Genomic DNA, 23,454 nt, shown 5'->3' with positions numbered 1-23,454 from the left:
GCTGTTTGGTCTACGTCCAAAGAGATGCTGCTTGGGCAACACCCGGGCCCCAAAGAGATGCTGATCGGGCAACACTCCGGCCTCGCAGAGTTGGTAATCGGGCAACGCTTTGCCCGAGGAGTTGCTGTTCGGGGTACGCACGTAGGCGTCGCGGGCTGTGCCCGTAAGGGTGGGCTACGCCCGTAAGAGGGTGGAAGACCGGGTGGTGAACCACCAGGTGTGGGAGGGCATGGTGTTGCCTGCTGTGTCGCGTGCGCCGCTCGTGGTGATTTGGAAGTAGCCGTCGAACGGCTCGGCAGGGGTGAACGTCAGTACTGTGCCGGCCGAGTTCACGGTTGTCGTGCCGTCGATCGTGGTGCCGCGTGCCAGGTCGAGGATCGTCAAGGAGACGCGGGTCGCGGGCTCGCTCAACGTGACTGTCACCACGGCCTCGGGTGATACGGACTGGGAGCCGTCCTTGGGCGAGGTTGCCGCGACGGACGGGGGTAACGTGTCGGCACCCTGTTCGACAGTCGTTTCTGCGGGCGTCGGCGAACCGGCAGGGGTTGGCAGAGGGGGCCGGGGTGGCAGAAGGCGTTGGGGTGATGAAGTGGTGAGCGCGGATGGCGTGGTGGGGCGTGACGGAGTGGACGACCGTGAGATGTCGGGGTTGGTGCCTGGGGCGGGGCTGGTCTCTGTGGCTGTGGCTGTGTAGGTGATGGTCAGGAGCGGGTGTGTTTCGGGTGCGGCTGTGGATTGGGATGCGGTGAAGGCATGGTCGTAGAGGAGTGGAGTGGTGGGCTCGTCGGAGGGGAGTAGGGCAAGGCCGTGGTTGGGGGTGCCTTTGGACCATTCCCTGGCGATGTCGGTGAGGGACCATGTCCAGTCCACGCCGGAGGGCGGACCGTCGGTGTCGCAGGTGCCGGGGCCTCGCGAGACGGCCTCGGTGGTGGGGACGCTTTCCGGCTTGTTCGTCCAGGTCAGGCGCTTGCCTGTCCATGGGGTGGCGACGCGTTGTACCGAGATGTGGGAGTAGCTTTCGCCGCAGCCGTAGGACTGGGTGTTGCGTAGGCGGAGCTCGGCGGACGTGATGCGCTTGCCCGCCAGACGCGAGACGTCGAAGCGCAGGTAGGAGCGCTCGTGGACTTGCGTCTCGCCGGTCGAATAGGTGCCGGCCCACAGCGTCGTGCCTGTCGCGTCGGTCGAGCCGATGGAGTCGATCCAGGCGTGGGACTGAAGGGGCAGTGTGAGGGTGTGCTGTCGCTCGGGGGCGGCGGTGGATGCGGATGCTGGTGGGGTGTGGGGGACAGCGAGGAACGCGGCCGTCAGGAGGGTGGCGGTCAGGAGGGCGGTGAAGGGGGACAGAAGCCGATTGGACGTGCGCGGGGTGGTCGTGTGCATGGGTCACCTCGGTTTCTGATGGATGATCAGTCACTCTCCCTCGTTCATATTAGAACACCTGTTTGCAAGACGGCTTGATTTCCGAATCTTTTGTCTCGAACGTAGAGCGGCGAGCGGCGTGCTGCGAGTGAGGGAAGCGACGAGCGACGGGGCGATGTGTGGGCGACGTTGTGCCGGAGTCGGAGTCGGGGGAGATGCCAGGAGCCTGGCCCGCGGTCAGGGGCAGAACTGGAGGTGGGGCCAGAGTCGGAGTCAGGGCGGGGCAGGGGCCAGAGGCAGAGCCAGGGCCGGGGCAGGACCAAGGCCAGGAGCCGGGGCCAGAGCCGGGGTAGGGCCGGAGGTCAGAGCCAGAGCCGGGAGGGGCCAGAGTCGGAGTCAGGGCCGAGGGAGGGGCCAGAGCAGAGTCAGGGGCAGGGCGGGGGGCAGAGCAGGGGCAGGGGCAAGGCCAGGAGCCGGCGCCAAGGACGGGGGCGGGGTGGCCCCTGCTCGCCGTCGCCGTCGCCGTGGCTGTGGCTGTGGCTGTGGTCACGGTCGCGGTCGCGGTTGAGGTTCGGGTCGAAGCCGCAGTCGGAGTTGAGGTTGGGATCGGAGGCGAGCGACCTTGGGCAAGGGCTGGGAACTGAGGACTAGCGATGGGCGGGTGACCTGCGACCGTCCTGGGCGGGTGACCTGCGACCGTCCTGGGCGGGTGACCTGCGACCCCCCGGAGGGCAGGTGCCCTGTGACCGTCCGGGGCCGGGTGGCCTGTGACTGTCGAACTATGTGTCGTGGATGCCGAACAGTGTTCGTACGCGTCCCGGTGGTAGTCCCAGTTCGGCGTGCAAAGCCCTGGACAGGTGGGACTGGTCGGCGAAGCCGACGGTGGTGGCGAGGGTGGCCAGGTCGTGGGCGCCTGACTCCAGGTGGGCCAGGGCCCGGCTGACGCGCAGGCGGGTACGGAAGCGGGTGAGCGGCATGCCGCAGTGGGCGGCGAAGCAGCGGCTGAGGTGGGCGGGGGAGACGCCGAGCGTGCGGGCGAGCCGTATCAGGTTGGTGGCGTCGGGGTGGTCGGCCAGCAGGGCGGCGCGGGCGTCGTCGGCGAGGGCGGCGCCGCGGCGGGAGGTGGCGGCGCGGTGGTGGGCGGGGCGGGAGGTGGTGGCGATCAGGGTCAGGATGCGGATCAGGTGGTCGGTCATGACCGACATGTCGTGGCGGTGGTGGGACAGGAGGCGGTGGCAGAGTTCGAGGCGGCCGTCGACCGGTACGGCGACCGTGGAGGGCGGTTCGCCGTCGGTGAGGTCGTGCCACAGGCGTTCGCCGACGGTGATGACCGTGCACACGTCGTCGCCGGCGGGATGGGCGACGCGGTGTTCCCTGCCTGGTACCAGGATGTAGCCGAGTGTGGGGTCGGGGCTGAGGCGCTCGCCGCCACTGCGGACGCGGAAGCTGCCACGGCGTACCAGGACCACCTCGGGCGTGTCGATGGGGCGAGGCGTGGACCAGTCCGCCGTCATCGCGACGCAGGAGCTCACCCTGATCGTGAAGTCCGGCGAGGCGGCCGCGATCTCGGTCAGCTCCACCAGCCACCACCCCAGATCGGCGTCACGCCTCCGGTCCCTGCGACGACCCTGGTCTTCATCGTGCGCCGGATCTTGTCACGGCTCGGGGTTTCGTCGCGCCGACGGTTCCTGGAGTGACGCCGGTCTTCATCGCGCGGTGCTCCTTTTCGTGGCTCGGGTTTCATCACGTCTGCGGTTTTGTGGTCGCCTCGGTCTTCGTCGCCGGTCGATCCTTGTCAAGGCTCGGGTTTGCGCCGGGCTGGTGGCTCTTGCGGGGAATCTGGGGCTTCAGGGCGCCTGCGGTACTTGTGGTGGTCTGGACATTTGTCGCGCCGGCCTTTGCCGTGGCCGGGAGCCTTCGTCGGGTCTTTCCCGTGGCGGGACCTGCGCTGGCGACCCGGTTCCCGTCACCATGGCTCCGCCAGGTCCTGGGACGCGCCTCCGATTCGGGCGATGCCCCACACCCGTTCACCTCCACAACAACACCCAAGCCCCAAGCTCCAAGCCCCCAGAGCGGGGATCATATTCGTTCAAGACCGGCCGTACCTCCGCCTGCCAACCTGCGCCCATGACCACCGCGGCGACCCCTAGAACCAAACCAACCAAGCGCACCCAACGAGCCACCCTGGCCGTTCTCCTCGCAGCCCAGCTGGCGGTGAGCATGGACAGCAGCCTGACAGCGGTAGCCCTTCCGGCGATCAAGCGTGGACTCGACGCCGGTGATGCCGGTGTGCAGCTCATCGCGTCGGGGTACGCGCTCACGCTGGGCGTGTTGATCGTCACCGGAGCCAGGCTGGGCGACGTGTGGGGGCGGAGGCGGGTCTTCCTGGCGGGGGTGAGTGTGTTCACGGTGGCGTCGGCGGTGTGTGCGTTGGCCACGGTCACGTGGGTGCTGGTGGCGACGCGTACGGTGCAGGCTGCGGCGGCGGCGCTGGTCATGCCGCAGGTGTTCGCGATGATCCAGGTGGAGTTCGAGGGGCAGGCGCGCAGGCGGGCGATCGGCCTGTACTCGGCCACGATCGGGCTGGCGGCGGCGCTCGGCCAGGTGGTGGGCGGGCTGGTTGTGTGGCAGGTGGGGTGGCGTGCGGTGTTTCTGGTCAATGTACCGATCGGCGTGGTGACGGTGCTGGCGGGGAGGCGGGTGCTGCCGGGGGTGGGGCGTGGGCGGGCGGGGCTTGATCCGGTCGGTGTGCTCCTGCTCACCGGTGGCATGCTGGGGGTGGTCGGGCCGCTGCTGCTGGGCAGGGAGTACGGCTGGCGGCCGTGGACGTGGGCGGTGCTCGGCGGCGGGCTGGTCGTGCTGGCGGTGTTCGCACGGCACGAGCGGCGGGCGCCGGCTCCGTTGCTGGACTTCGGCGCGGTACGGCGGGCGTGGGCGGGGCTCGCGGCGTGCCTGGCGATGGCGGGTGCGTACGCCGCTCTGCTGTTCGCGCTGACCTTGCATCTCCAGGGGGAAGAGGGGTTCACGCCGTTGCGTGCGGGATTGGCGTTCCTGCCGTTCACGGTGGCGTTCGGGGTGATGAGTCTGGTCGGGCCGAGGCTGGCCTGGCGGCATGTGCCTTCGGCGGGGGTGGGGCTTTTCGCCGTGTCGGTGGTGGGGGTGGCGGTGCTGCTGTCGGCGGGGGAGGGGCAGGGGTGGTCGTGGGTGCCGCTGGTGCTGGCCGGTCTGGGGCATGGCGCGGGGTACGCGCCGCTGATGGCGAGGCTGGTCAGGGATGTCGGGCCCGAAGGCGTGAGTGCGCTCTCGGCGCTGAACTCGACGGGCCCGATGCTGGCATCGGCGACGGCGGTGGCCTTGCTGGGCGGGTTCTACCTGCAGTGGGGTCTCACCATCGCGCTCATGGGGATCGCGCTGGTACTCGCAGCAGGCGCATGGGCGGCCCACGACCGGCAGCCGTGAAAGCCGACGCGGCAGCCACGTCCACGAACAGCTCGCAGAACACCCAGCCCGATCGACGCCCCCACAAATCCCAGCGCCCCCGAAGCCCACCCCCCGAAAGCCCCCGAAAGCCCACCCACCTCACCTCCCCAAATGCCCCCGCAAGAAGTCCAGCTCAATGGCCATCAACCGCTCCCCCACCCCACCAGGCGTCAAATGCGTGACCCCGGGCAACAGCACGGTCGCATGCCCCCGCCCAGCGGCCGTCAACGCCTGCGACAACCGCAATGTGTGCAACGGATACACGTTGTCATCCGCCAGCCCGTGCATCAGCAGCAAAGGCCGTTCGAGCCGACCTGCATCCCCGATCAGCGAATCGCCCGCGTACCCCTCCGGATTCTCGTCGGGCATCCCGAGGTACCGCTCGGTGTAGGCGGTGTCGTACCAGCGGAAGTCCGACGGCGGCGCCCCGGCGCATGCCACGTGGAACACGTCGGGCCGTCGCAGCACGGCCAGAGCGGCCAGGTACCCGCCGTAGGACCAGCCCCGTACCCCCACCCGCGACAGGTCGAGGTCGGGATGCTTGCCCGCGAGTTCCAGCAGCCCGGCGACCTGGTCGTCGAGCGCGACCTGCGACAGGCCTCGGTGCACGGCCTTGGTGAAGGCGGGTGAGACGTTCGGGGTGCCGCGGTTGTCGATGGTGACGACGGCGAAGCCCTGGTGGCCCACCACTGCTTGCGTACCCAGCGCACCGGCTCGGCGGCGAGCGCCTGGAACCCGGGACCGCCGTACACGTCGACCAGCACCGGCAGCCGTTCCCCGCGCACGTGCCCTGCGGGGTAGAGCACGGCGGCGGGCAGCGCGTGCGCGGTGACCCGCTCGAAGATCGGCTCCGGCCGGTACGGCGAGGCCGCGGACAGGTCGCCGAGCCGGACGGCCTGCCCGCCTTCGGGGTGCGCGACGCAGGTGACGAGCCCTTCGGCGAGCGAGGCGCTGACGAGGACGAGGGTGGACCCGCCGGTGACCGCGGTGTGCACGCCGGGCGCGTGGGTGAGGCGTGTGGGCGTGCCGCCGGGCTTGAGGCGGTAGACGTGTTGCTCGGCGGGTTCGCTCTCGTGCGCCTCGATGACGAGGTCGTCGCCGAGCGCCCCCGCGACCCGGCGTACGTACATCCACGGCGGGGTGATGGCGACGCCGTCGGCGGCCAGGCTCCGCACGTCTTCGGCCTCCAGTGTGCTCAGGACCCTGCCGTCGGGCAGCAGGCAGGGTGTGCCCGGCACGTGTTCGAGCCAGAGCGGGTCGGACAGTTCGGCGATCGGACTGGTCGCGCCGGTGGTGAGGTCGGCGGCCAGCAGTCTGGCGTGCTGCTGGAGGCGGTCGTGCACGGTGAGGACCGGCCGGTCGGCGCGGGTCCAGTCGACGTCGGTCAAATAGGGATAGGCGCCTGCGTCCCAGCGCACGCGCAGCCGGGTCCCGTCGAGGCGCAGTAGGTGCAGTCGCAGCTCGGCGTTGGGCCCGCCGGCCTGCGGGTAGGCACGCGACTCGGCCTCGGCCTCCGGTGTGCTGGGATCGGCCAGCAGCCGCCTGGGCAGGTGCGACTCGTCGACCCGGGTGGCCAGCAGGGCGTCGCCGCCGGGCGACCACCAGTGCCCGCGCGAGCGGCCGAGTTCCTCGGCGGCGGCGAACTCGGCCACTCCCCAGGTGATGCCCTCCTCGGCGGCGAGCACCCGGTCGACCGCGCCTTCGCCGACGTGCAGGCGCCCGCCGCTGACGTACGCGACGCGCTCGCCGCACGGCCTGGGGTCGAACGCGGGTCCCGCGACCGGCACCTCACGCGCCTCGCCTGTCCGTATCCCGACCCGGTGCACCCGCCCGCCGAGCGCGTAGACGGCCACGTCGCCGGACACGGCGTAGGAGCCGATGCCGGGCGCATGCAGGCGTACCCGCTCGCGGTGGGCCCGTTCCTCCGGCGGCAGCGGGTGCGGGCCTTCGCCGGGGGAGGCGAGCAGCCGTTCCGTGCCGGTGCCGAGGTCGAGCGCCCAGAGCCCGTCGGCGGGGTCCTCGGGCCCGCTGGAGCGCAGGAACAGCACCAGCGAGCCGTCGGGCGTGACGGTCAGGGCTCGGGGCGAGCCGTGGGTGAACCGCCCGGTGGCGGCCATACGGGCGAGCGAGGCATCCAAGGTCATGCAATGTGAAATATCACATCACATTCAAGATGGCGAGACCGGACCAACCTTGATCTTGGTACGGGCGCCGTCCCTGACCACGTCGATCCGGGTGTTGGTGTCCGGCGGTCGCACACCCTGCAGCGGATTGGTGCTGTACCAGTACACGCCGGTCCGGTCGTTGAAGGAGGAAACGCCGGCCCGCGCCGGGAAGACCGTCCTGACGCCGTTCTTGTGCAGGACGAGCCGGTCGGTCCGCTCCAGGCCGAACGGCGCGTCGAAGACCTGCAACCGCCCGTTGACCGGCGTGTTGTCACTCCACTGCAACGGCACCGGATGGGCGTCGATCGGCAGGATCATGCCCTCGCCCGGATGCGAGCGGGTGGCGTTGTCGGTGTGGAAGGTGTCCCACAGCCACACCAGCACGCCCTCCTGGTAGGGGTAGTGCTCGTAGACCTCGGTGGCGAAGCCCCTGCTGTACGGGCCGGTCCTGAGGTAGGCGCCGTATCCGGTGTGCCGCCGGTTCTCGGCGATGTAGGCGCGGGGATGCTCCTTGACGGCCGTCCTGCCGGTACGGCTGAAGCCCACCGCCGTCCAGTCGCCCTCGCCGCCCTCCACGTCGTCGCTCACCACGCCGGTGACGTCGTCGAGCAGGAAGCCGTTCTCCACGGTGTTGGTGTCGGTCGCGTAGCGGAACCTGAACCGCACGCGCTCGCCCGCGTAGGCGTCGAGCGGCAGGCTCAGATCGGCCCAGCCGCTGGAGCCGGTGATGCCGGGCACGCCGTTCACGCTGGGGATCGGCACGCCGCCGACCGTGCCGCCGATCGGCGTCCAGGTCCTGCCGTCCCGCGATACCTCGGCGTACAGGAAGTCGAAGTCCTGCTCGATCTGGTACCAGACCTTGGCGTTCAGGACGGGGGAGGAGTGGCCGGTGAGGTCGAGGTCGCGGGTGAGCGTCTCGTTGAGGTAGTCGCCCTTGCCGCTCCACCACATCGTGGCGCCCTGCGCCGGGTCGACGAGTTCGGTGCGCACGGTACGCGGGGGCAGGTCGACGAGCACGGCCTGCGGATCGGCCGTGTTGTAGGAGCTCACGCCGAGCGTGTGCGTGGAGCGCGTGGCCGCCGTGGCCCGTTCGTAGGACAGCCAGCCGAGGCGTAGTTTGCTCCAGGCGTCGAGGTCGCCCGGGTACTCGCCGGTCGGCCCGCCGCTCCTGCTCAGGTAGGAGCCGCTCGACATCAGCGACCAGAACTCCACACTGTTGCCGCCGCCGCCGTCGTACAGGTCGGGCAGGCCCAGGTCGTGGCCGTACTCGTGGGCGATGAGACCGACGCCGCTGTTCTCGCCCGCGGTGAGGAACTTGCCGACCCACAGGCCCGTGTCGCCGATCTGGGTGCCGCCGCGCAGATTGCCCTCGGGGCCGGCCTCGCCGCGCAGGTTCCAGTAGGCGTCGTGGTTGACCGCCCAGAGCGCGTCCTCGCCCTGCGCGCCGCCGCCCCAGGTCTCGTCGACTCCCGCGTGGATGATCTGGAAACGGTCGAGGTAGCCGTCTGGCTCGTCGAAGTTCCCGTCGAAGTCGTGGTCGTAGCGGTCCCACACGTCGAAGGTCCGCAGTTCGGCGACGATGTCGGCCTTGCTGCGGCCCTTGGCCCGCTCGGCGTCGTACCAGGCGTTGGCCGAGTCCTTCACGAAGTCGAACAGCGGGGTGTCGCAGTCCAGGCCGTCGGCGCAGCGCGGCGTGCCGTACCTGGACTCGTTGTAGGGCACCCGCACCCAGTCCGAGACGTAGCCGTCGATGTCGTACCGGCCCGCCGACTGGACCTGGTAGTAGGCGCGCAGCGAGTTGGCGCCGGGCCTGTCGTCGAAGTAGGCGGCCTGGTAGTAGGCGCGGTTGAAGTCCTTGCGCCACAGCGTGTGGTTGTCGTACCTGGGATCGGGCCTGGGGATGCGGTTGTGCCTGGGGCCGGGCACGCCGCCGTAGCGGATCGCGCCCTCGTGTGTCGTGGTGTTGTCGATCCGGTCGCCGAACTCCGACAGGACGGTGAAGACCCGGTCCTTGCGTTCGAGGGCGAGTTCGACGTACTGGCGGCCGATCCTGACCTTGCCGCCGGTCTTGGCCGCCGAGGCGGGGGAGGCGGCCAGCGCCTGGCGCATGGCCTTGTTCCTGAGCGACTGCTCCTCGACGGCGACGGGGTTGACCACGTCGGGATGGCGGCCTTCGCCTGAGGGAACGGGCATCGGCGCCGCGTGGGCGGGCAGCGCCGAGGCGGCTAAGAGCACGCCGAAGAGAGCCGCTAAGGGCTTGCGCATGTGGGGGGATTCCTTCCGGACAGGTAAGTGTCGGGTTGGTAACAGTACTTGATATGTAATATTTCACATTTTATGTTGCTCGTCACCTGGGCTTCACGATCACAATGAGGTGACTGAATGATCCGCAGATCCGGCCTGCCTGCCGCTGTCTTAGTGCTCGCCCTCGCCGGATGCGGAGGCGGCGGCGGGCAACCGCAGGCCGCCCCGCAGAGCGCCGCGGGCGGCGGACCGGTGAAGGGCGGCACCCTCTACGTCCTGGCCAACCAGGACTTCGTGCACCTCGACCCGACGCGCAACTGGACCATGCGCGACATGGGATTCGGCACCCGCCTGCTGTACCGCACGCTGACCACCTACAAGGCGGGCAGCTCCGAGATCGTCCCCGACCTGGCCACCGACCTCGGCACGCCGAGCGAGGGCGGCAAGGTGTGGACCTTCACCCTCAAGGAAGGCGTGAAGTACGAGGACGGCACCTCGGTCAAGGCGCAGGACGTCAAGTACAACGTCGAGCGCTCCTTCTCCCCAGAACTGCCCGGCGGCCCCAACTACGCCATCCTCTACCTGGAGGGCGGCGAGAAGTACAAGGGCCCGCTCAAGGGCGAGCACCTGTCCTCGATCGCCACCCCGGACGACCGCACGATCGTCTTCACCCTCAAGCGCCCGGTCGCCGAGTTCGGCCAGACGGTCACCCTGCCGACGTTCGCCCCGGTCCCGCAGGCCAAGGACACCGGCGTCGACTACGACAACCGCCCGTTCTCCTCAGGCCCGTACAAGATCGAGAAGTACGTCCGCAAGTCCGAGATGGTGCTGGTGCGCAACGAGCACTGGGACCCCGGGACCGACCAGGTGCGCAAGGCCTATCCCGACCGCATCGTGGTCAGGCAGACCAGCGGCGGCGCGACCAACGACGACCGCCTGATCGCCGACCAGGGCCCGGACCGCTCGGCCGTCGGCTATGTCGACGTCCAGCTCGCGACCCTGCCCAAGGTGCTGTCCAACCCGCAACTGCAGAAGCGCATGACCAGTACGGTCGACGGCTGCACCGGCATGATCCACCTCAATACCTCGCGCCCGCCCTTCGACGACGTCAAGACCCGGCTGGCCGTGCACTACGCCGTGGACAAGGAGGCGCTGCAGACCACGGCGGGCGGACCGCAGGTGGCCGAGATCGCGGGCGCCATCCTGCCGCCGGGCCTGGCGGGCGGTCAGAAGCGCGACATTCTCGCCATCGCGCCGACCGGCGACGTGGACAGGGCCAAGGCCCTGCTGGCCGAGGCCGGGCACGCGGGCGGACTCACGATCAAGATGGTCGCCTCGGCGGGAGCCGGGAAGACCAATGCCGAGGCCGTCCAGGTGGCGCTCAAGCGCGTGGGCATCGACATGCGGATCGACCTGGTCGAGGCCTCGGCGATCGGCGGCATCACCAGCGACCCGGCCAAGGCGCCCGACCTGCAGATGGGCGGCTGGTGCCCGGACTACCCGTCGGGCTCCACCTTCCTGCCGATCATCTTCGACGGACGCACCATCACCGAGAACTGGGACGGCGGCAACCACTCGCTGTTCACCGACAAGGAGGTCATGGCCAAGATCGACGAGATCAACGCCATGTCGGACGGCGAGGCCGCGACCAGGGCCTGGCTCGACCTCGAGGACATGATCATGGCCAAGTCCCCGGCGATCCCCTACCAGTGGGGCAAGCAGAACAACCTGTTCGGCTCCAACGTCGCCGGAGCCGTCGGTCACCCGATCTGGGAGGGCAATCCCGACCTCGGGGTGATCGGCCTGAAGGACCCGAGCCTGTCATGAGCGTGACTCCGCAGCTCGCGGAGACCGCCGGGGCGGCACTCGCCGTCCCGGCGGGACGCTCCCCCTGGCGCCTGGCCTGGGGGCGGCTCCGCAGGAACCGGGCCGCGATGGCCGGACTCGCCGTCGTCGCCTTCTTCGTCGTCGTCGCCCTGGCCGCGCCGCTGCTCACCGCGGTGGGCGGCTGGGACCCGGCGACCCCCGACCGCACCGCCATCGACGCCAACCTGGCCGGAGTGCCCAAGGGCGCCTTCGGCGGGGTGAGCGCCGAGCACTGGCTCGGCGTCGAACCGGTCAGCGGCCGCGACATCCTCAGCCGCATCGTGCACGGCACGCGGATCTCGCTGTTCATCGCCTTCGCGGGAGCCGTGGTCGTGGTGCTGCTCGGCACCCTGTTCGGCATCGCGGCCGGGTACTTCGGCGGCTGGGTCGACGCCGTGATCAGCCGTCTGATCGACCTGCTCATGTCCTTCCCTGGCCTGATCTTCATGATCGCGGTGATGGCCGTGCTGCCCGACGTCAACCGGATCGTCATGCTGATCGCCGTCATCGGTGTGTTCAGCTGGCCTGGCGTCGCGCGCATCGTACGCGGGGAGACGCTGTCGGTCAGGCGCAGGGAGTTCGTCGACGCGGCCAGGACCAGCGGGGCCAGGGACCGGCGCATCCTGCTGCGCGAGGTGCTGCCCAACGTCGCTGGGCCGATCATCGCCTACTCCACCCTGCTGGTGCCCGGCCTGATCTCGGCGGAGGCGGCGCTGTCCTTCCTCGGGATCGGGGTCAGGCCGCCGACGCCGTCGTGGGGGGAGATGCTCTCCTCGGCCGTCGTCTACTACCAGATCGACCCCATGTACTTCGTCGTGCCCAGCCTCTGCCTCTTCCTCGTCGTGCTCGGCTTCAGCCTGCTCGGCGACGGGCTGCGCGACGCGCTCGACCCGAAGGGGGCGCGCACGTGACGATGTTCCTGCTGCGGCGCCTGAGCGGGGTGGCCGGGGTGCTGCTGGTCATCTGCGTGGTCACCTTCACGATCTTCTACCTGCTGCCCACCGATCCGGCGATCATCGCGTGCGGCAAGAGCTGCTCGCCCGAGCGCATCGCCGAGATCCGCAACCAGATGGGGCTGGACCGGCCGGTCCTGGCGCAGTTCGCCGCCTATGTCACCGGTATCTTCGCCGGGCGCACGCTCGGCACCGGGCAGTACGCCATCGAGTGCGGCTTCCCGTGCCTCGGCTACTCCTGGCAGAGCGGCCAGCCGGTCTGGGACCTGCTCATGCAGGCCCTGCCCGTCACCGCCTCGCTGGCGTTCGGCGCCGCCGCGCTGTGGCTGGCCGGAGGGCTGAGCGTGGGGGTGGCATCGGCGTTGCGCAAGGACACGGCGCTGGACCGCACGCTGGTGACCGTCACCGTGGCCGTGGCGGCGCTGCCGGTCTACTTCGTCGGGCCGATGCTGCTCTACGTCGTGGTCACGGTGTGGCAGCTCATTCCGTACCCCACGTACGTTCCGCTGTCGGAGGGGCCGCTGGCCTGGGCGCAGAGCCTGGTGCTGGCCTGGATCGCGCTGGCCCTGCTCTCGGCCGCGATGTACGCCAGGCAGAGCCGCTCGTCGATGATCGAGACGATGGCCGAGCCGTACATCCGCACGGCCAGGGCCAAGGGGCTGCGGCGGCGCACCGTGGTGGTCAAGCACGGGCTGCGGGCGGCGCTGACACCGGTGCTGACCATCTTCGGGATGGATCTGGGCGGGCTGCTCGGCGGGGCGATCATCACCGAGTCGATCTTCGGTCTGCCGGGCGTGGGCAAGCTCACCGTCGGCAGCATCACCGCGCAGGACCATCCGGTCGTACTCGGCGCCACCCTGCTGGCCGCGTTCTTCATCGTCATCGCCAACCTGGTCGTGGACCTGCTCTACGGCGTCGTGGACCCGAGGGTGCGTCATGCTTCTTGAGATCAGCGGGCTCGGTGTGGCCTTCAAGGGGCTGCGCGCGGTCCAGGACGTCGGCTTCGGCCTGGAGCGGGGGCGCACGCTCGGTATCGTCGGCGAGTCAGGCTCGGGCAAGTCGGTCACCAGCCTGGCCGTGATGGGCCTGCACGACACGGCCACGGTGACGGGCTCGATCCGCTTCAACGGCACGGAGCTGGTCGGCGCGCCGGAGGAACGGCTGCGCGGGCTGCGCGGACGCCGGATGGCGATGATCTTTCAGGACCCGCTGTCGTCGCTGCATCCCTACTACACCGTCGGCGAGCAGATCGCCGAGGCCTACCGGCTGCACTTCCGCACCTCGCGCAGGGCCGCCCGCGAACGCGCGGTCGAGACGCTCGGCGAGGTCGGCATCCCGCTCCCGAGCAGGCGGGCAGGCGACCATCCGCACCAGTTCTCCGGCGGCATGCGCCAGCGTGTGATGATCGCGATGGCGCTGGCCTGCGAGCCCGACCTGCTCATCGCCGACGAGCCGACCACCGCCCTCGACGTCACCGTACAGGCGCAGATCCTCGACCTCATCGCCCGTATCCAGCGCGAACGCGGCCTGGCCGTCGTGCTCATCACCCACGACCTCGGCGTCGTGGCCAGGGCGGCGGACGAGGTGCTGGTCATGTACGGCGGGCGGGTGGCCGAGCGGGCCGCGGCCGACGACCTGTTCGCCGCGCCGCGCCATCCCTACACCGCGGCGCTGCTGGAGTCGCTGCCCCGCCTGAACGCTGGTGACGACGAGCCCATGCCCGCCATCGCCGGTTCGCCGCCCTCGCTGCTGGCGCCGCCGGGCGGCTGTCCCTTCCATCCGCGCTGCCCGCACCGCATGGACCGCTGCGCGAGCGAACTGCCCGCACTGGCCGAGCCGCTGCCCGGCAGGCTCGCCGCCTGTCACCTGGGAGGAACCCCGTGAGCGACCTGCTGACCGTGCGCGACCTGCGGATGAGCTTCCCGCTCAAGGCGCCCTTCGCCCGCCGCCGCGGCCTGGCCGTACGGGCCGTTGACGGGGTGTCGTTCACCGTACGGCAGGGCGAGACGCTGGGGCTGGTGGGCGAGTCGGGATGCGGGAAGTCCACGACCGGGCGGATGATCGTCCGGCTGCTGGAGCCGAGCGGCGGGTCGATCGCCTTCGAGGGGCGCGACATCACCCACATCGGGCAGAACGCCATGCGCCCCCTGCGCAGGGACCTGCAGATGATCTTCCAGGACCCGTACTCGTCGTTGAACCCCCGGCAGACCGTCGGGCAGATCGTCGCCAATCCGCTCGTCGTCCAGGGGGTGCGCGACCCGCGCCCGCAGGTCGCCGAGCTGCTGGAGCTGGTCGGTCTCATCCCCGAGCACATCGACAGGTACCCGCACGAGTTCTCAGGCGGCCAGGCCCAGCGCATCGGCATCGCCAGGGCGCTGGCCACCCGCCCGAAGCTGGTCATCGCCGACGAACCGGTCTCGGCGCTCGACGTCTCCGTCCAGGCCCAGATCGTCAACCTGATGGAGGAACTGCAGCGCACGCTCGGCCTGACGTACGTGTTCATCGCGCACGACCTGTCGGTGGTGCGCCGGGTCAGCGACCGGGTGGTGGTGATGTACCTGGGACGCATCGTCGAGATCGGCGACAAGCACGCCGTATACGACAGTCCGGCCCATCCCTACACCCGGGCGCTGCTTTCGGCCGTGCCGCTGCCCGACCCGAAGGCCGAGCGGGCACGTGAGCGCATCGTGCTGCGCGGCGACCCGCCCTCGCCCGCCGCGCCGCCTTCGGGCTGCGCCTTCCATCCGCGCTGCCCGAAGGCGGCCGCGATCTGCGTGGTGGAGCGGCCTGACCTGCGGGAGTTCGGCGGAGGGCGGGTGGCCTGCCACTTCCCGGGCTGAGCGGTCAGCGGGGCGTCGCGCTCCGCACGCACTCGACGCAGTGCCGGGTCAGCGGCCTGATCTTGAGCCGGTCGAACGGCACGGCGAAGCCGCACGCGTCGCACCGGCCGTAGCTGCCGTCGGCCAGGTCCGAAAGGGCCACGCGGATGGCCACGATGTGCCGCTCGGCCGAGACGATGTCGGCGATCATCGCGGACTTGGCACTGCCGTCGACCGTGCCGTCGCCGATCGTCGCCTCCAGTTCGGCCAGGTGCCTGGCCCACCAGAGCAGTTGCTCGTCGAGTTCGTCGCGGAGGGCCGACAGCTGCACGCTGCTGAGCGTTGTGCTCGTCATGAGGGTTCCTTCGATGCTGGAAGAAGAGCTCGACACCGGATGGGTACGGCGGAGCACACCCTGGCCGTACGGCGGGGTGTCAGTCGGAAGGAGTCAGGCGAGCGGCGGGCTGCGTGAGCCCGCGATGAGGTGGGGAACGTGCTGTGGCCCCGTGACCAGGCCGGGATTGCGCCAGCCCAGCAGCAGTGGGGCCGATCCGTCCTCGAAGGGCAGGACGAGGCGCGCCAGTCCGGCGGGCGGCTGGTGCTCGGCGCCCGTGGGCGACAGGCGGGGCGGCGTGGTGGTCTGGGCGTCCCAGGAGCCGGGCACCCAGAGGTCGGCGGTGGCGCTGGAGGCGCGCTGGCCCGTGCTCTCGCCGTACCAGGCGGGGGAGAGTGCGACGAAGAGCAGGGCGAGCAGGAGCAGACCGGCCGCCGCCTGAGCGGCAGCCGGCCTGCGCATCTCCCGCCGCCGAGCAGTCATCGGCTTGACCATAGCTCAGCGGGAGGAAAAGGGCACCCGAGGTCAGATGCGCTGCCAGAGCGCGGGGACGTTCGGGGGCTCCCAGCCGACGAGGGCCGTGTGACCCTGCAGGCAGCGGTAGTTCAGCCCGTTGTAGGACACCGTCGCACCCGTGGCGTAGGCCGTGCCCGCACGCCAGGTCCCGCTGGGCGGAGCCGTGGTGGGGGGCTGGGTGGTGGGCGGCGTGGTGGTGGGAGGGGGGCTGGTCGGCGGGCGGGTGGTGGGCGGCACGCCGGGAACGTTGAGCACGAAGTCGAACGTGGCCTCGCGGCCGTTGCCGACGGTGCGCACGTTCATGAGCAGGCGCGGGTCGTAGATGGTGTCGGTGCTGTTGCGCGGCTCACCGGGGAAGTACGTCTGGGTGGTGAGGATCGGCCGGTTCGGGGCCTGCGCCTTGACGTGGATGTGCCGGGTACGGCCGGGGTAGAGGCCGGGCACGATCGTCGTCAGCTTGTAGTAGCCGTTGGCGTCGGTGAACTGGTGTCCGCGGAACCGGAATCCGGTGTTGTCGTAGTTGCCGGCATTGTCGGCCTGCCAGAAGTCGAGCAGGACGTTGGCGAGAGGCTGGCACGCCAGGCCGAACACATATCCGCTCACGGTGAGCGCGGTGCCCGTCCCTGTCAGAGTGCTGCGCAGGGGCGAGTTGGGCTTGAAGTAAGGGCCCTCGGTCTGCGCGATGGTGGGATCGTCGTCATCGTCGCAGAAAGGGGTCGGCTCCAGCGGCAGACCGGTGTCCCTGGCGGTGCGGGCCAGGGCCGGTACTCCGGCGATGAGCGGCAGTGGCGCTGCTACCAAAGCTGCACGGAGAAGGGTCTTGCGGGTGATGCCGCCGGTGTTCTCGGCTTCCACGGTGGGCCTCCATGGCCTTGCGGGGGGAGCGTGACTGGCTTGACTGGCTTTGTGAGCCGCTTTCACGCTGACATCGCCATCTGGCCATGCAGTACCCTCCAAATTTTCATACCGCGGTGATATAGCCGTTGCTCGCGCAATTGGGCCTTGCGGCGGGCCGGAAGCATGCTTACGATCCGCGTAATTCTTAGGAAACTTTCCTTATAGAAAGAGTTCCGATGCGACGCAGAATCGGCCTCATGCTTCTCCCCGTCCTCCTAGCTCTCACGGCTATCGCGGTTCCCGCGCAAGCTGCGACGCGCCTGATCGCGAACTTCACCCTGACCGGAACTCAGGGCAAGTTCGTCGTCAGCAACCCGGGCACCGCCGCCGTGACCGGCTGGTCGATAACATTCGACCTGCCTGCCGGTGTGACGGCGTCCAGCCCGCAGAACGCCTCCATCACGCAGAACGGCACGAAGGTCAAGCTCGTGCCCGCCTTCTACATCAACACGGTCAGGGCCGGTGGCAACACCGATCCATATAGCCCCATCGTCACGCTCAGCCAGGCCGTACAGCCTGCGAACTGTAAGATCAACAACGCGGCCTGCGACGGCAGCGGCGACCCGCCGCCTCCGTCGGCGCCCGTCGAGGCGGAGTACACCGTCTCGGGCACCTCGGCCAAGTTCGTGATCAAGAACAACTCCACGACCGCGCTCAACGGCTGGTCGGTCGTCTTCGACCTGCCCGCCAACGTCACCGCGTCCAACGCCCAGAACGGCAGCCTCAGCCAGACCGGCCGTACGGTGACCCTCACCCCCGCGCACTACAACACCAACGTCGCCGCGGGCGGCACCACCGAGCCGTACAGCCCGTCCTTCACCGTCAGCCAGTCGGGCGCCCAGCCCACCAGCTGCCGCGTCAACGACGTCAACTGCGACGGCAGCGCCGACGCGCCTCCGAGCGTGCCGGGCAACTTCCGCTCCCCGGTCAAGACCACCAAGACCGTGGGCCTGGCCTGGGACGCCGCGGTCGCGGGCAGCCTGCCCATCGTCGGGTACGAGGTCTACAGCGGCACGACCTCGGTCGCCAGCGTCACCGGCACCGCCACCACGGTCACCGGCCTGACGCCCAACACCGACTACACCTTCACCGTCAAGGCCAAGGACCGTAAGGGCAACCTGTCGGCCGCCAGCGCCGCGCTGGCCGTGCGCACCCGCAACCCCGCGGACGACACGCAGGCCCCGACCACGCCGAGCAACCTGCGCAGCACCGCCAAGTCGTCCGACACGGTCACGCTGGCCTGGGACGGCTCGACCGACAACTCGGGCATCGCGGGCTACGACATCTACATCGGCACCACGCTGAACTCGCTCGCCTCCGGCACCACCGCCACGATCACCGGCCTGTCGCCCTCGACGGAGTACACCTTCACCGTCAAGGCCCGCGACCTGTACGACAACGTGTCCGGCGCCAGCAACGCCCTGAAGGTCACCACCGCCGACATCATCGGCAGCGGTTACGCCAGGGTCGGCTACTTCGTCCAGTGGGGCATCTACGGCCGCCAGTTCTTCATCAAGAACCTGGACACCAGCGGCGCCGCCGCCAAGCTCACCCACATCAACTACGCCTTCGGCAACATCGACCCGGTCAACCTGACCTGTCTGCAGGGTGTCACCAAGGGCACGTCGGGCCAGCCCCAGGACCCGAACGAGGGCGACGGCGCCGGTGACGCCGACGCCGACTACGGCCGTCCGTTCTCCTCGGGCCAGTCGGTCGACGGCGTCGCCGACACCGGCTGGGAGAAGCTGCGCGGCAACTACAACCAGATCAAGAAGCTCAAGGCCAAGCACCCGCACCTCAAGGTGCTGATCTCGCTCGGCGGCTGGACCTACTCCAAGTACTTCTCCGACGTGGCCGCCACCGACGCCGCGCGCAAGAAGTTCGTCGCCTCCTGCATCGACATCTACATCAAGGGCAACCTGCCCGTGTACAACGCCGCGGGCGGTCCCGGCACCGGCGCCGGCATCTTCGACGGCATCGACCTCGACTGGGAGTGGCCCGGCGCCGAAGGACACGCCGGCAACCACATCGGGGCCAACGACAAGGCGAACAACACGCTGCTGATCGCCGAGTTCAGGAAGCAGCTCGACGCGCTCACCCTCACCACGGGCAAGCGCTACCAGCTGACCGCCTTCACCCCCGCCGACCCGGCCAAGATCGAGTCCGGCTGGGACCTGGCCGAGGTAGCCAAGTCCATGGACATCTTCAACGTCCAGGGCTACGACTTCCACGGCTCGGGCAGCGACAACTCGTGGGAGCCGAACCGCACTGGCCACCAGGGCAACCTGTACGCCGACGCCGACGACCCCTACAACTTCCACTTCAGCGTGGAGAACGCGGTCAACGCCTACCTGCAGGCAGGCGTGCCGCCGCGCAAGATCACGGTCGGCCTGGCCTACTACGGCCGGGGCTGGCAGGGAGTCGCCGACGGCGGCAAGGCGGGCGAGTGGCAGTCGGCCACCGGCGCCGCGCCCGGCCAGTTCGCGGCCGAGGCGGGCACGCGCGGGTACAGCAACCTGCTGGCCAGCGTGCCGAACTGCACCCCCAGGCACGACGAGGTATCCATCGCCACGTACTGCTACACCGGAGCCGGTGGGCAGTGGTGGACCTTCGACGACGTCTGGTCGATCCAGAAGAAGACCGCCTGGCTGAAGAGCAAGGGTCTGCTCGGCGCGATGATCTGGGAGATGTCCGGCGACACCGCCAACGCCACCCTGACCACCGCCGTCGACGCCGGTCTGCGGTAGCCGCGTCCGCGCGGTGAGCTGAGATCCGGGCCTCGTGTACGCGGGGCCCGGATCTTGGGCTGTCCCGGCGGGGGCCTTTTCCACAGGGGGCAGCAAGATCACTCAGTTGTCCACAGATCTCCGCATACCGCTTTGCGGCTCCGCACGGCTCGTAGACTGGCGCGATGTCATCGGCTGAGATCGCCCCCGAGGGGCCGCTGGGCGTGCTGCGCCGCGTGTTCGGTTACGACTCCTTCAGGCCGGGCCAGCAGGAGATCATCGACCACGTCGTCGAAGGCGGCGACGCGCTCGTGCTCATGCCGACCGGCGGCGGCAAGTCGCTGTGCTACCAGATCCCCGCCCTGGTCAGACCGGGCACGGGTGTGGTGGTCTCGCCGCTGATCGCCCTCATGCAGGACCAGGTCGACGCGCTGACCGCACTCGGCGTGCGGGCCGGGTTCCTCAACTCCACCCAGGACGCCGACGAGCGCCGCACGGTCGAGGCGGCCTTCGTCGCGGGCGAGCTCGACCTGCTCTACCTCGCCCCCGAACGGCTGCGCAGCGAGCAGGCGCTGCGGCTGCTCGACCGGGGGCGCATCTCGCTGTTCGCCATCGACGAGGCGCACTGCGTGGCGCAGTGGGGCCACGACTTCAGGCCCGACTACCTCGCCCTCTCCGCCCTGCACGAGCGCTGGCCCGGCATCCCGCGCATCGCGCTGACCGCGACGGCGACCGAGGCGACCAGGGCCGAGATCGCCTCCCGGCTCAATCTGGAGCAGGCGCGCCACTTCGTCTCCAGCTTCGACCGGCCCAACATCCAATACCGCATCGTGGCCAAGCACGAGCCGAAGAAGCAGCTGCTCGACCTGCTGCGCACCGAGCACAAGGGCGACGCGGGCATCGTCTACTGCCTGTCCAGGGCGTCGGTGGAGAAGATCGCGGCCTTCCTGGTCGAGCAGGGCATCGAGGCGCTGCCGTACCACGCCGGTCTCGACGCGCGCACGCGTGCCGACAACCAGTCCCGCTTCCTGCGCGAGGACGGGCTGGTCATGGTCGCGACGATCGCGTTCGGCATGGGCATCGACAAGCCGGACGTGCGGTTCGTGGCCCATCTCGACCTGCCCAAGTCGGTCGAGGGCTACTACCAGGAGACCGGTCGCGCCGGGCGTGACGGACAGGCCTCGACCGCCTGGCTGGCCTACGGGCTGCAGGACGTCGTGCAGCAGCGCCGCATGATCCAGACGTCTGAGGGCGACGAGACCCATCGCCGCAGGCTCGGCGGGCACCTCGACGCGATGCTGGCCCTGTGCGAGACCGTCGACTGCCGCCGTTCGCGGCTGCTCGCCTACTTCGGCCAGCCGCAGGAGCCGCATGACGCCGGCTGCGGCAACTGCGACACCTGCCTGACCCCGCCGCAGGCCTGGGACGGCACGATCGCGGCGCAGAAGCTGCTGTCCACCGTGCTGCGGCTGCAGCGCGAGCGCCGCCAGAAGTTCGGCGCGGGCCAGCTCATCGACATCCTGCTCGGCAAGAAGACCGACAAGGTCATCCAGCACGACCACGACACGCTCACCGTGTTCGGCATCGGCACCGAGCTGAGCGAGGCCGAGTGGCGTGGTGTGGTGCGCCAACTCCTGGCCCAGGGCCTGCTCACCGTCGAGGGCGACTACGGCACCGTCGTCATGACCGACGCCAGCGCCGACGTCCTGCGGGGTCAGCGCCAGGTCTCGATGCGCCGCGAAAGCGCCAAACCGGCCCGCTCGTCCCGCTCCGCCAAGTCCGGCGGCACCCGCACCGCCACCCCCGCGGCCGAGATGCCCGCCGAGGCCACTCCCGTCTTCGAGCGCCTGCGCGCCTGGCGAGCCGCCAGTGCCAAGGAACAGGCCGTCCCCGCCTACGTCATCTTCCACGACGCCACCCTCCGCGAGATCGCCACCCGCGCTCCCGCCACGCTGTCCGAGCTGTCCACGGTCAGCGGCGTCGGCGAGAACAAACTGGCCAAGTACGGCGAGCAACTCCTCGACGTGCTCGGCGGCGGCGAGGGCAAGATCAGGGTGGACGCGGCCGGGGGCGAGCAGGAGGGGCTTGATCTTTAGGCGGCCGGTCCGAGGTCCTCAGGGGCGGGCGGTGGTGTGGGAGGTCCGGCGGCGGAATTCGCCCGGGGGGAGGCCGGACCAGGTGTGGAAGGCGAGGTGGAAGCCGACGACGCTGGCGTAGCCGACCTGGGTGGAGACGGTGGCGATCGGCAGGGCGCTCTCGCGCAGCAGGCGGGCGGCCTCGCGCATGCGGCGGTCGGTGAGGTGGCGGCCGGGGCTGTCGCCGACCAGGTCGCGGAAGGTGGCGGCGAAGGCCGAACGCGACATGCCCGCCTCCCTGGCCAGCCCGGCCACCGTCCACGGCTCGGCGAAACGCCCGTGTATCAGGTGCAACGCCCGGCCGATCGCCGGATGCCCGAGCGCGCGCAACGCCGAATGCGTGTGCGGGCACTCCTCGAACGACAACCGCAACGCCAGCACGAACGCCATCTCGAACCCGCGCAACGCCACCAACTCGGCCCCGGGCCCCGGCTGCCCGCTCTCCTTGGCCAGATTGCGCAAGGTGAACTCCAGCAGCGGCTCACGCGCCACCACCTCGGCGGGCAGCACCAGCACGGGCGGCAACGCCCGATAGATGAGCGACTCCCCGTCCGGGTCGTAGTGCAGCCCGCCGCACATCATGACGGTGACCGCACCGGGCTCCGGGGCCGACGCCGTGCCGAAGTCCAGCGGAGCCGACGTCCCGGGAGCCCGGTCGGGCAGCACGGCGTCCAGCGGCAGCGTGCTGCGGCCCGGCCGATCGCTGAGCGCATGGGCCGAGCCGTGCGGAAAGACGGCCAGATCACCGGCCCGCAACAGCACCGCCTCCCACGCGGCCCCCGGCGGCGGCGTCAGCCAGCAGGTCCCCTCCAGCACGTAGTGCAGCACGGCGCAATGCTCCTCGTCCCCGTGCACCCCCCACGCCCCTTCGGCACGCCAATGGCTGTGGAACACCCCGCGAAGCCGTAACGGGGCGAGTACCTCGGTCAGCGCATCACTCATGATCAGACCCGTGCCCGCTGGACGATTCTTAAAGTACGAGCCCTCCCTCTTAATGGAAGATACGCCGATCGGCCGCAAAGCTGGAGCCCTGACCACCGACGGAGAGGCGAAAAGCATGGCTGACCATCTCGTGATCGGCGCGACCGGACACCAGGGAGGCGCGGTGACCCGGCTGCTGGCGGCGCGCGGGCACGCGGTGACCGGGTTCGCCAGGCACGGCGGCGGGACCGACCCCGAGCCCGGCGTACGGTGGGTCGAAGGCGACCTGGCCGACGCCGCCTCGGTACGGCACGCGTTCGACGGCGTCACGCACGTGTCGGTGACGCTCCCGCTGACGTTCGACCCCGCCCTGGTCGCCGCGTACGTCGCCCACGTGCTCGACGCCGCGAAGGCCGTCGAGGTCGAACGGCTGGTCTTCAACTCGACCACCCGTCTGCCTGGCGGCCCCACGCCGTACCCGGGGGTCGAGGTGCGCAGGCGGGCCGAGAACGCGGTGCTGGAGAGCGGGCTGCCGGTCGTGGTGCTGCGGCCGCCGGTCTATCTGGACAATCTGTTCAGCCCGTTCGTGGGACCGGCGCTGGTCAACGACGGGGTGCTCGCCTACCCGCTGGGCGAGGGAACGGCCGCCGCGTGGTTGTCGCATGTCGATCTCGGCGCGGCCACCGTGTCGGCGCTGCACACGCCGGGTCTGGAGGGCCGGGTGCTGGAGGTCGGGGGAGAGGAGTCGCTGACCGGAGGGGAGCTGGCCGAGCGGTTCGCCCAGGTGTGGGGGCGTGAGGTGCGTTATGCAGCGATCGATCCGGCGGCGTTCGAGGCCGGGCTGACCGAGGTGTTCGGGGCGGAGGTCGCCGCCGGGGTAGCCGGGGTGTACCACCTGGCCGCCACCCCGGCCGGGGCGATGATCAACGCGGGAGGCGCCGCCCTGACCGGTGTCCTGGGCGTCAAGCCGACACCCGTCACCGACTGGATCGCCGCCCAGCCCTGGGACACCTGGCGGCGCTGACGCCTCCGGCGCGGG

17 protein-coding genes and 1 pseudogene are annotated in these 23,454 nt (G+C 70.1%); 9 read left to right on the top strand and 9 right to left on the bottom strand.

The genetic code is table 11. The features are described 5' to 3' along the window. Positions 1 to 174 precede the first annotated feature (174 nt). Together ACTWNK_RS32765 and ACTWNK_RS32760 are read right to left on the bottom strand one after the other, a co-directional pair. A complete protein-coding gene (locus tag ACTWNK_RS32765; protein WP_474308781.1) occupies positions 175 to 1,380 on the bottom strand; it encodes a DNRLRE domain-containing protein in 1,206 nt (401 codons plus the stop codon). A gap of 758 nt (positions 1,381 to 2,138) precedes the next feature. Next, positions 2,139 to 2,939 carry an AraC family transcriptional regulator gene (locus ACTWNK_RS32760; protein ID WP_474308780.1) on the bottom strand — a complete coding sequence of 267 codons (801 nt, stop codon included), beginning with the start codon at positions 2,937 to 2,939 and terminating at the stop codon, positions 2,139 to 2,141. Here ACTWNK_RS32760 and ACTWNK_RS32755 point away from each other — a divergent pair. Beyond that, positions 2,842 to 4,818, top strand: coding sequence for an MFS transporter (locus ACTWNK_RS32755; protein ID WP_474308779.1), 1,977 nt, complete (start codon positions 2,842 to 2,844; stop codon positions 4,816 to 4,818). The two genes, ACTWNK_RS32760 and ACTWNK_RS32755, sit on opposite strands and share 98 nt — an antisense overlap. 120 nt (positions 4,819 to 4,938) lie before the next feature. Here ACTWNK_RS32755 and ACTWNK_RS32750 read toward each other — a convergent pair whose 3' ends face one another. From ACTWNK_RS32750 to ACTWNK_RS32740, 3 genes and pseudogenes are all read right to left on the bottom strand, one after another. Next, positions 4,939 to 5,526, bottom strand: a complete 588-nt coding sequence (locus ACTWNK_RS32750; protein ID WP_474308778.1) for a prolyl oligopeptidase family serine peptidase — start codon at positions 5,524 to 5,526, stop codon at positions 4,939 to 4,941. Positions 5,527 to 5,888: 362 nt separating this feature from the next. Beyond that, a pseudogene (locus ACTWNK_RS32745) lies at positions 5,889 to 6,956 on the bottom strand (DPP IV N-terminal domain-containing protein); the annotation flags it as partial. A gap of 51 nt (positions 6,957 to 7,007) precedes the next feature. Next, complete coding sequence (locus ACTWNK_RS32740) at positions 7,008 to 9,269, bottom strand: immune inhibitor A domain-containing protein (protein ID WP_474308777.1); 2,262 nt, start codon at positions 9,267 to 9,269, stop codon at positions 7,008 to 7,010. 117 nt (positions 9,270 to 9,386) lie between these two features. Between ACTWNK_RS32740 and ACTWNK_RS32735 the strand changes: the two genes are divergently transcribed. Genes ACTWNK_RS32735 through ACTWNK_RS32715 form a run of 5 tightly spaced genes read left to right on the top strand, consistent with a single transcriptional unit; the run spans position 9,387 to position 14,907 of the window. Next, positions 9,387 to 11,075 carry an ABC transporter substrate-binding protein gene (locus ACTWNK_RS32735; RefSeq protein WP_474308776.1) on the top strand — a complete coding sequence of 563 codons (1,689 nt, stop codon included), beginning with the start codon at positions 9,387 to 9,389 and terminating at the stop codon, positions 11,073 to 11,075. After that, entirely contained in the window at positions 11,072 to 12,025 is a 954-nt protein-coding gene (locus ACTWNK_RS32730) for an ABC transporter permease (RefSeq protein ID WP_474308775.1), read from the top strand. Before ACTWNK_RS32735 ends, ACTWNK_RS32730 begins: the two co-directional genes overlap by 4 nt. Before the next feature lie 2 nt (positions 12,026 to 12,027). Continuing rightward, on the top strand, positions 12,028 to 13,014 hold the full coding sequence (locus tag ACTWNK_RS32725) for an ABC transporter permease (RefSeq protein WP_474311045.1): 987 nt from the start codon (positions 12,028 to 12,030) through the stop codon (positions 13,012 to 13,014). After that, the gene (locus tag ACTWNK_RS32720; RefSeq protein ID WP_474308774.1) at positions 13,004 to 13,951 is read left to right on the top strand and encodes an ABC transporter ATP-binding protein; all 948 of its coding nucleotides are present in this window, start codon (positions 13,004 to 13,006) and stop codon (positions 13,949 to 13,951) included. The genes ACTWNK_RS32725 and ACTWNK_RS32720 overlap by 11 nt, the downstream gene beginning before the upstream one ends. Positions 13,952 to 13,980: 29 nt before the next feature. Beyond that, complete coding sequence (locus ACTWNK_RS32715; RefSeq protein WP_474311043.1) at positions 13,981 to 14,907, top strand: ABC transporter ATP-binding protein; 927 nt, start codon at positions 13,981 to 13,983, stop codon at positions 14,905 to 14,907. Between the two features lie 4 nt (positions 14,908 to 14,911). On the opposite strand, the gene ACTWNK_RS32710 is transcribed toward ACTWNK_RS32715, so the two are convergent. The 3 genes from ACTWNK_RS32710 to ACTWNK_RS32700 form a co-directional block, all read right to left on the bottom strand. Then, entirely contained in the window at positions 14,912 to 15,241 is a 330-nt protein-coding gene (locus tag ACTWNK_RS32710; protein WP_474308773.1) for a TraR/DksA family transcriptional regulator, read from the bottom strand. A 93-nt stretch (positions 15,242 to 15,334) separates the two neighbouring features. Beyond that, positions 15,335 to 15,703 (bottom strand): hypothetical protein, encoded by a 369-nt coding sequence (locus tag ACTWNK_RS32705; protein WP_474308772.1) that lies wholly within the window; start codon positions 15,701 to 15,703, stop codon positions 15,335 to 15,337. A 42-nt stretch (positions 15,704 to 15,745) separates the two neighbouring features. After that, the gene (locus ACTWNK_RS32700) at positions 15,746 to 16,591 is read right to left on the bottom strand and encodes a dioxygenase family protein (RefSeq protein ID WP_474308771.1); all 846 of its coding nucleotides are present in this window, start codon (positions 16,589 to 16,591) and stop codon (positions 15,746 to 15,748) included. Positions 16,592 to 16,830: 239 nt separating this feature from the next. Here ACTWNK_RS32700 and ACTWNK_RS32695 point away from each other — a divergent pair, with 239 nt between their 5' ends. Both ACTWNK_RS32695 and recQ read left to right on the top strand, forming a co-directional pair. Continuing rightward, the gene (locus ACTWNK_RS32695; RefSeq protein ID WP_474308770.1) at positions 16,831 to 19,380 is read left to right on the top strand and encodes a glycosyl hydrolase family 18 protein; all 2,550 of its coding nucleotides are present in this window, start codon (positions 16,831 to 16,833) and stop codon (positions 19,378 to 19,380) included. Between the two features lie 164 nt (positions 19,381 to 19,544). Beyond that, positions 19,545 to 21,455 carry a DNA helicase RecQ gene (recQ, locus tag ACTWNK_RS32690; protein WP_474308769.1) on the top strand — a complete coding sequence of 637 codons (1,911 nt, stop codon included), beginning with the start codon at positions 19,545 to 19,547 and terminating at the stop codon, positions 21,453 to 21,455. Positions 21,456 to 21,473: 18 nt separating this feature from the next. On the opposite strand, the gene ACTWNK_RS32685 is transcribed toward recQ, so the two are convergent. Next, a complete protein-coding gene (locus ACTWNK_RS32685) occupies positions 21,474 to 22,436 on the bottom strand; it encodes an AraC family transcriptional regulator (protein WP_474308768.1) in 963 nt (320 codons plus the stop codon). Positions 22,437 to 22,551: 115 nt separating this feature from the next. On the opposite strand from ACTWNK_RS32685, the gene ACTWNK_RS32680 reads away from it, so the two are divergent. Continuing rightward, a complete protein-coding gene (locus tag ACTWNK_RS32680) occupies positions 22,552 to 23,439 on the top strand; it encodes an SDR family oxidoreductase (RefSeq protein ID WP_474308767.1) in 888 nt (295 codons plus the stop codon). The last annotated feature ends 15 nt before the right edge of the window (positions 23,440 to 23,454 follow it).

Source organism: Nonomuraea sp. IBHARD001, assembly GCF_056106265.1.
This window is presented reverse-complemented; position numbering and strand designations above follow the sequence as displayed.

Excerpts from the sequence above, each read along its gene's own strand:
- ACTWNK_RS32765 (WP_474308781.1), bottom strand. The coding sequence starts at position 1,380 with ATGCACACGACCACCCCGCGCACGTCCAATCGGCTTCTGTCCCCCTTC.
- ACTWNK_RS32755 (WP_474308779.1), top strand. The coding sequence starts at position 2,842 with ATGGGGCGAGGCGTGGACCAGTCCGCCGTCATCGCGACGCAGGAGCTC.
- ACTWNK_RS32740 (WP_474308777.1), bottom strand. The coding sequence starts at position 9,269 with ATGCGCAAGCCCTTAGCGGCTCTCTTCGGCGTGCTCTTAGCCGCCTCG.
- ACTWNK_RS32735 (WP_474308776.1), top strand. The coding sequence starts at position 9,387 with ATGATCCGCAGATCCGGCCTGCCTGCCGCTGTCTTAGTGCTCGCCCTC.
- ACTWNK_RS32730 (WP_474308775.1), top strand. The coding sequence starts at position 11,072 with ATGAGCGTGACTCCGCAGCTCGCGGAGACCGCCGGGGCGGCACTCGCC.
- ACTWNK_RS32725 (WP_474311045.1), top strand. The coding sequence starts at position 12,028 with ATGTTCCTGCTGCGGCGCCTGAGCGGGGTGGCCGGGGTGCTGCTGGTC.
- ACTWNK_RS32720 (WP_474308774.1), top strand. The coding sequence starts at position 13,004 with ATGCTTCTTGAGATCAGCGGGCTCGGTGTGGCCTTCAAGGGGCTGCGC.
- ACTWNK_RS32715 (WP_474311043.1), top strand. The coding sequence starts at position 13,981 with ATGAGCTTCCCGCTCAAGGCGCCCTTCGCCCGCCGCCGCGGCCTGGCC.
- ACTWNK_RS32710 (WP_474308773.1), bottom strand. The coding sequence starts at position 15,241 with ATGACGAGCACAACGCTCAGCAGCGTGCAGCTGTCGGCCCTCCGCGAC.
- ACTWNK_RS32705 (WP_474308772.1), bottom strand. The coding sequence starts at position 15,703 with ATGACTGCTCGGCGGCGGGAGATGCGCAGGCCGGCTGCCGCTCAGGCG.
- ACTWNK_RS32695 (WP_474308770.1), top strand. The coding sequence starts at position 16,831 with ATGCTTCTCCCCGTCCTCCTAGCTCTCACGGCTATCGCGGTTCCCGCG.
- recQ (WP_474308769.1), top strand. The coding sequence starts at position 19,545 with ATGTCATCGGCTGAGATCGCCCCCGAGGGGCCGCTGGGCGTGCTGCGC.
- ACTWNK_RS32685 (WP_474308768.1), bottom strand. The coding sequence starts at position 22,436 with ATGAGTGATGCGCTGACCGAGGTACTCGCCCCGTTACGGCTTCGCGGG.
- ACTWNK_RS32680 (WP_474308767.1), top strand. The coding sequence starts at position 22,552 with ATGGCTGACCATCTCGTGATCGGCGCGACCGGACACCAGGGAGGCGCG.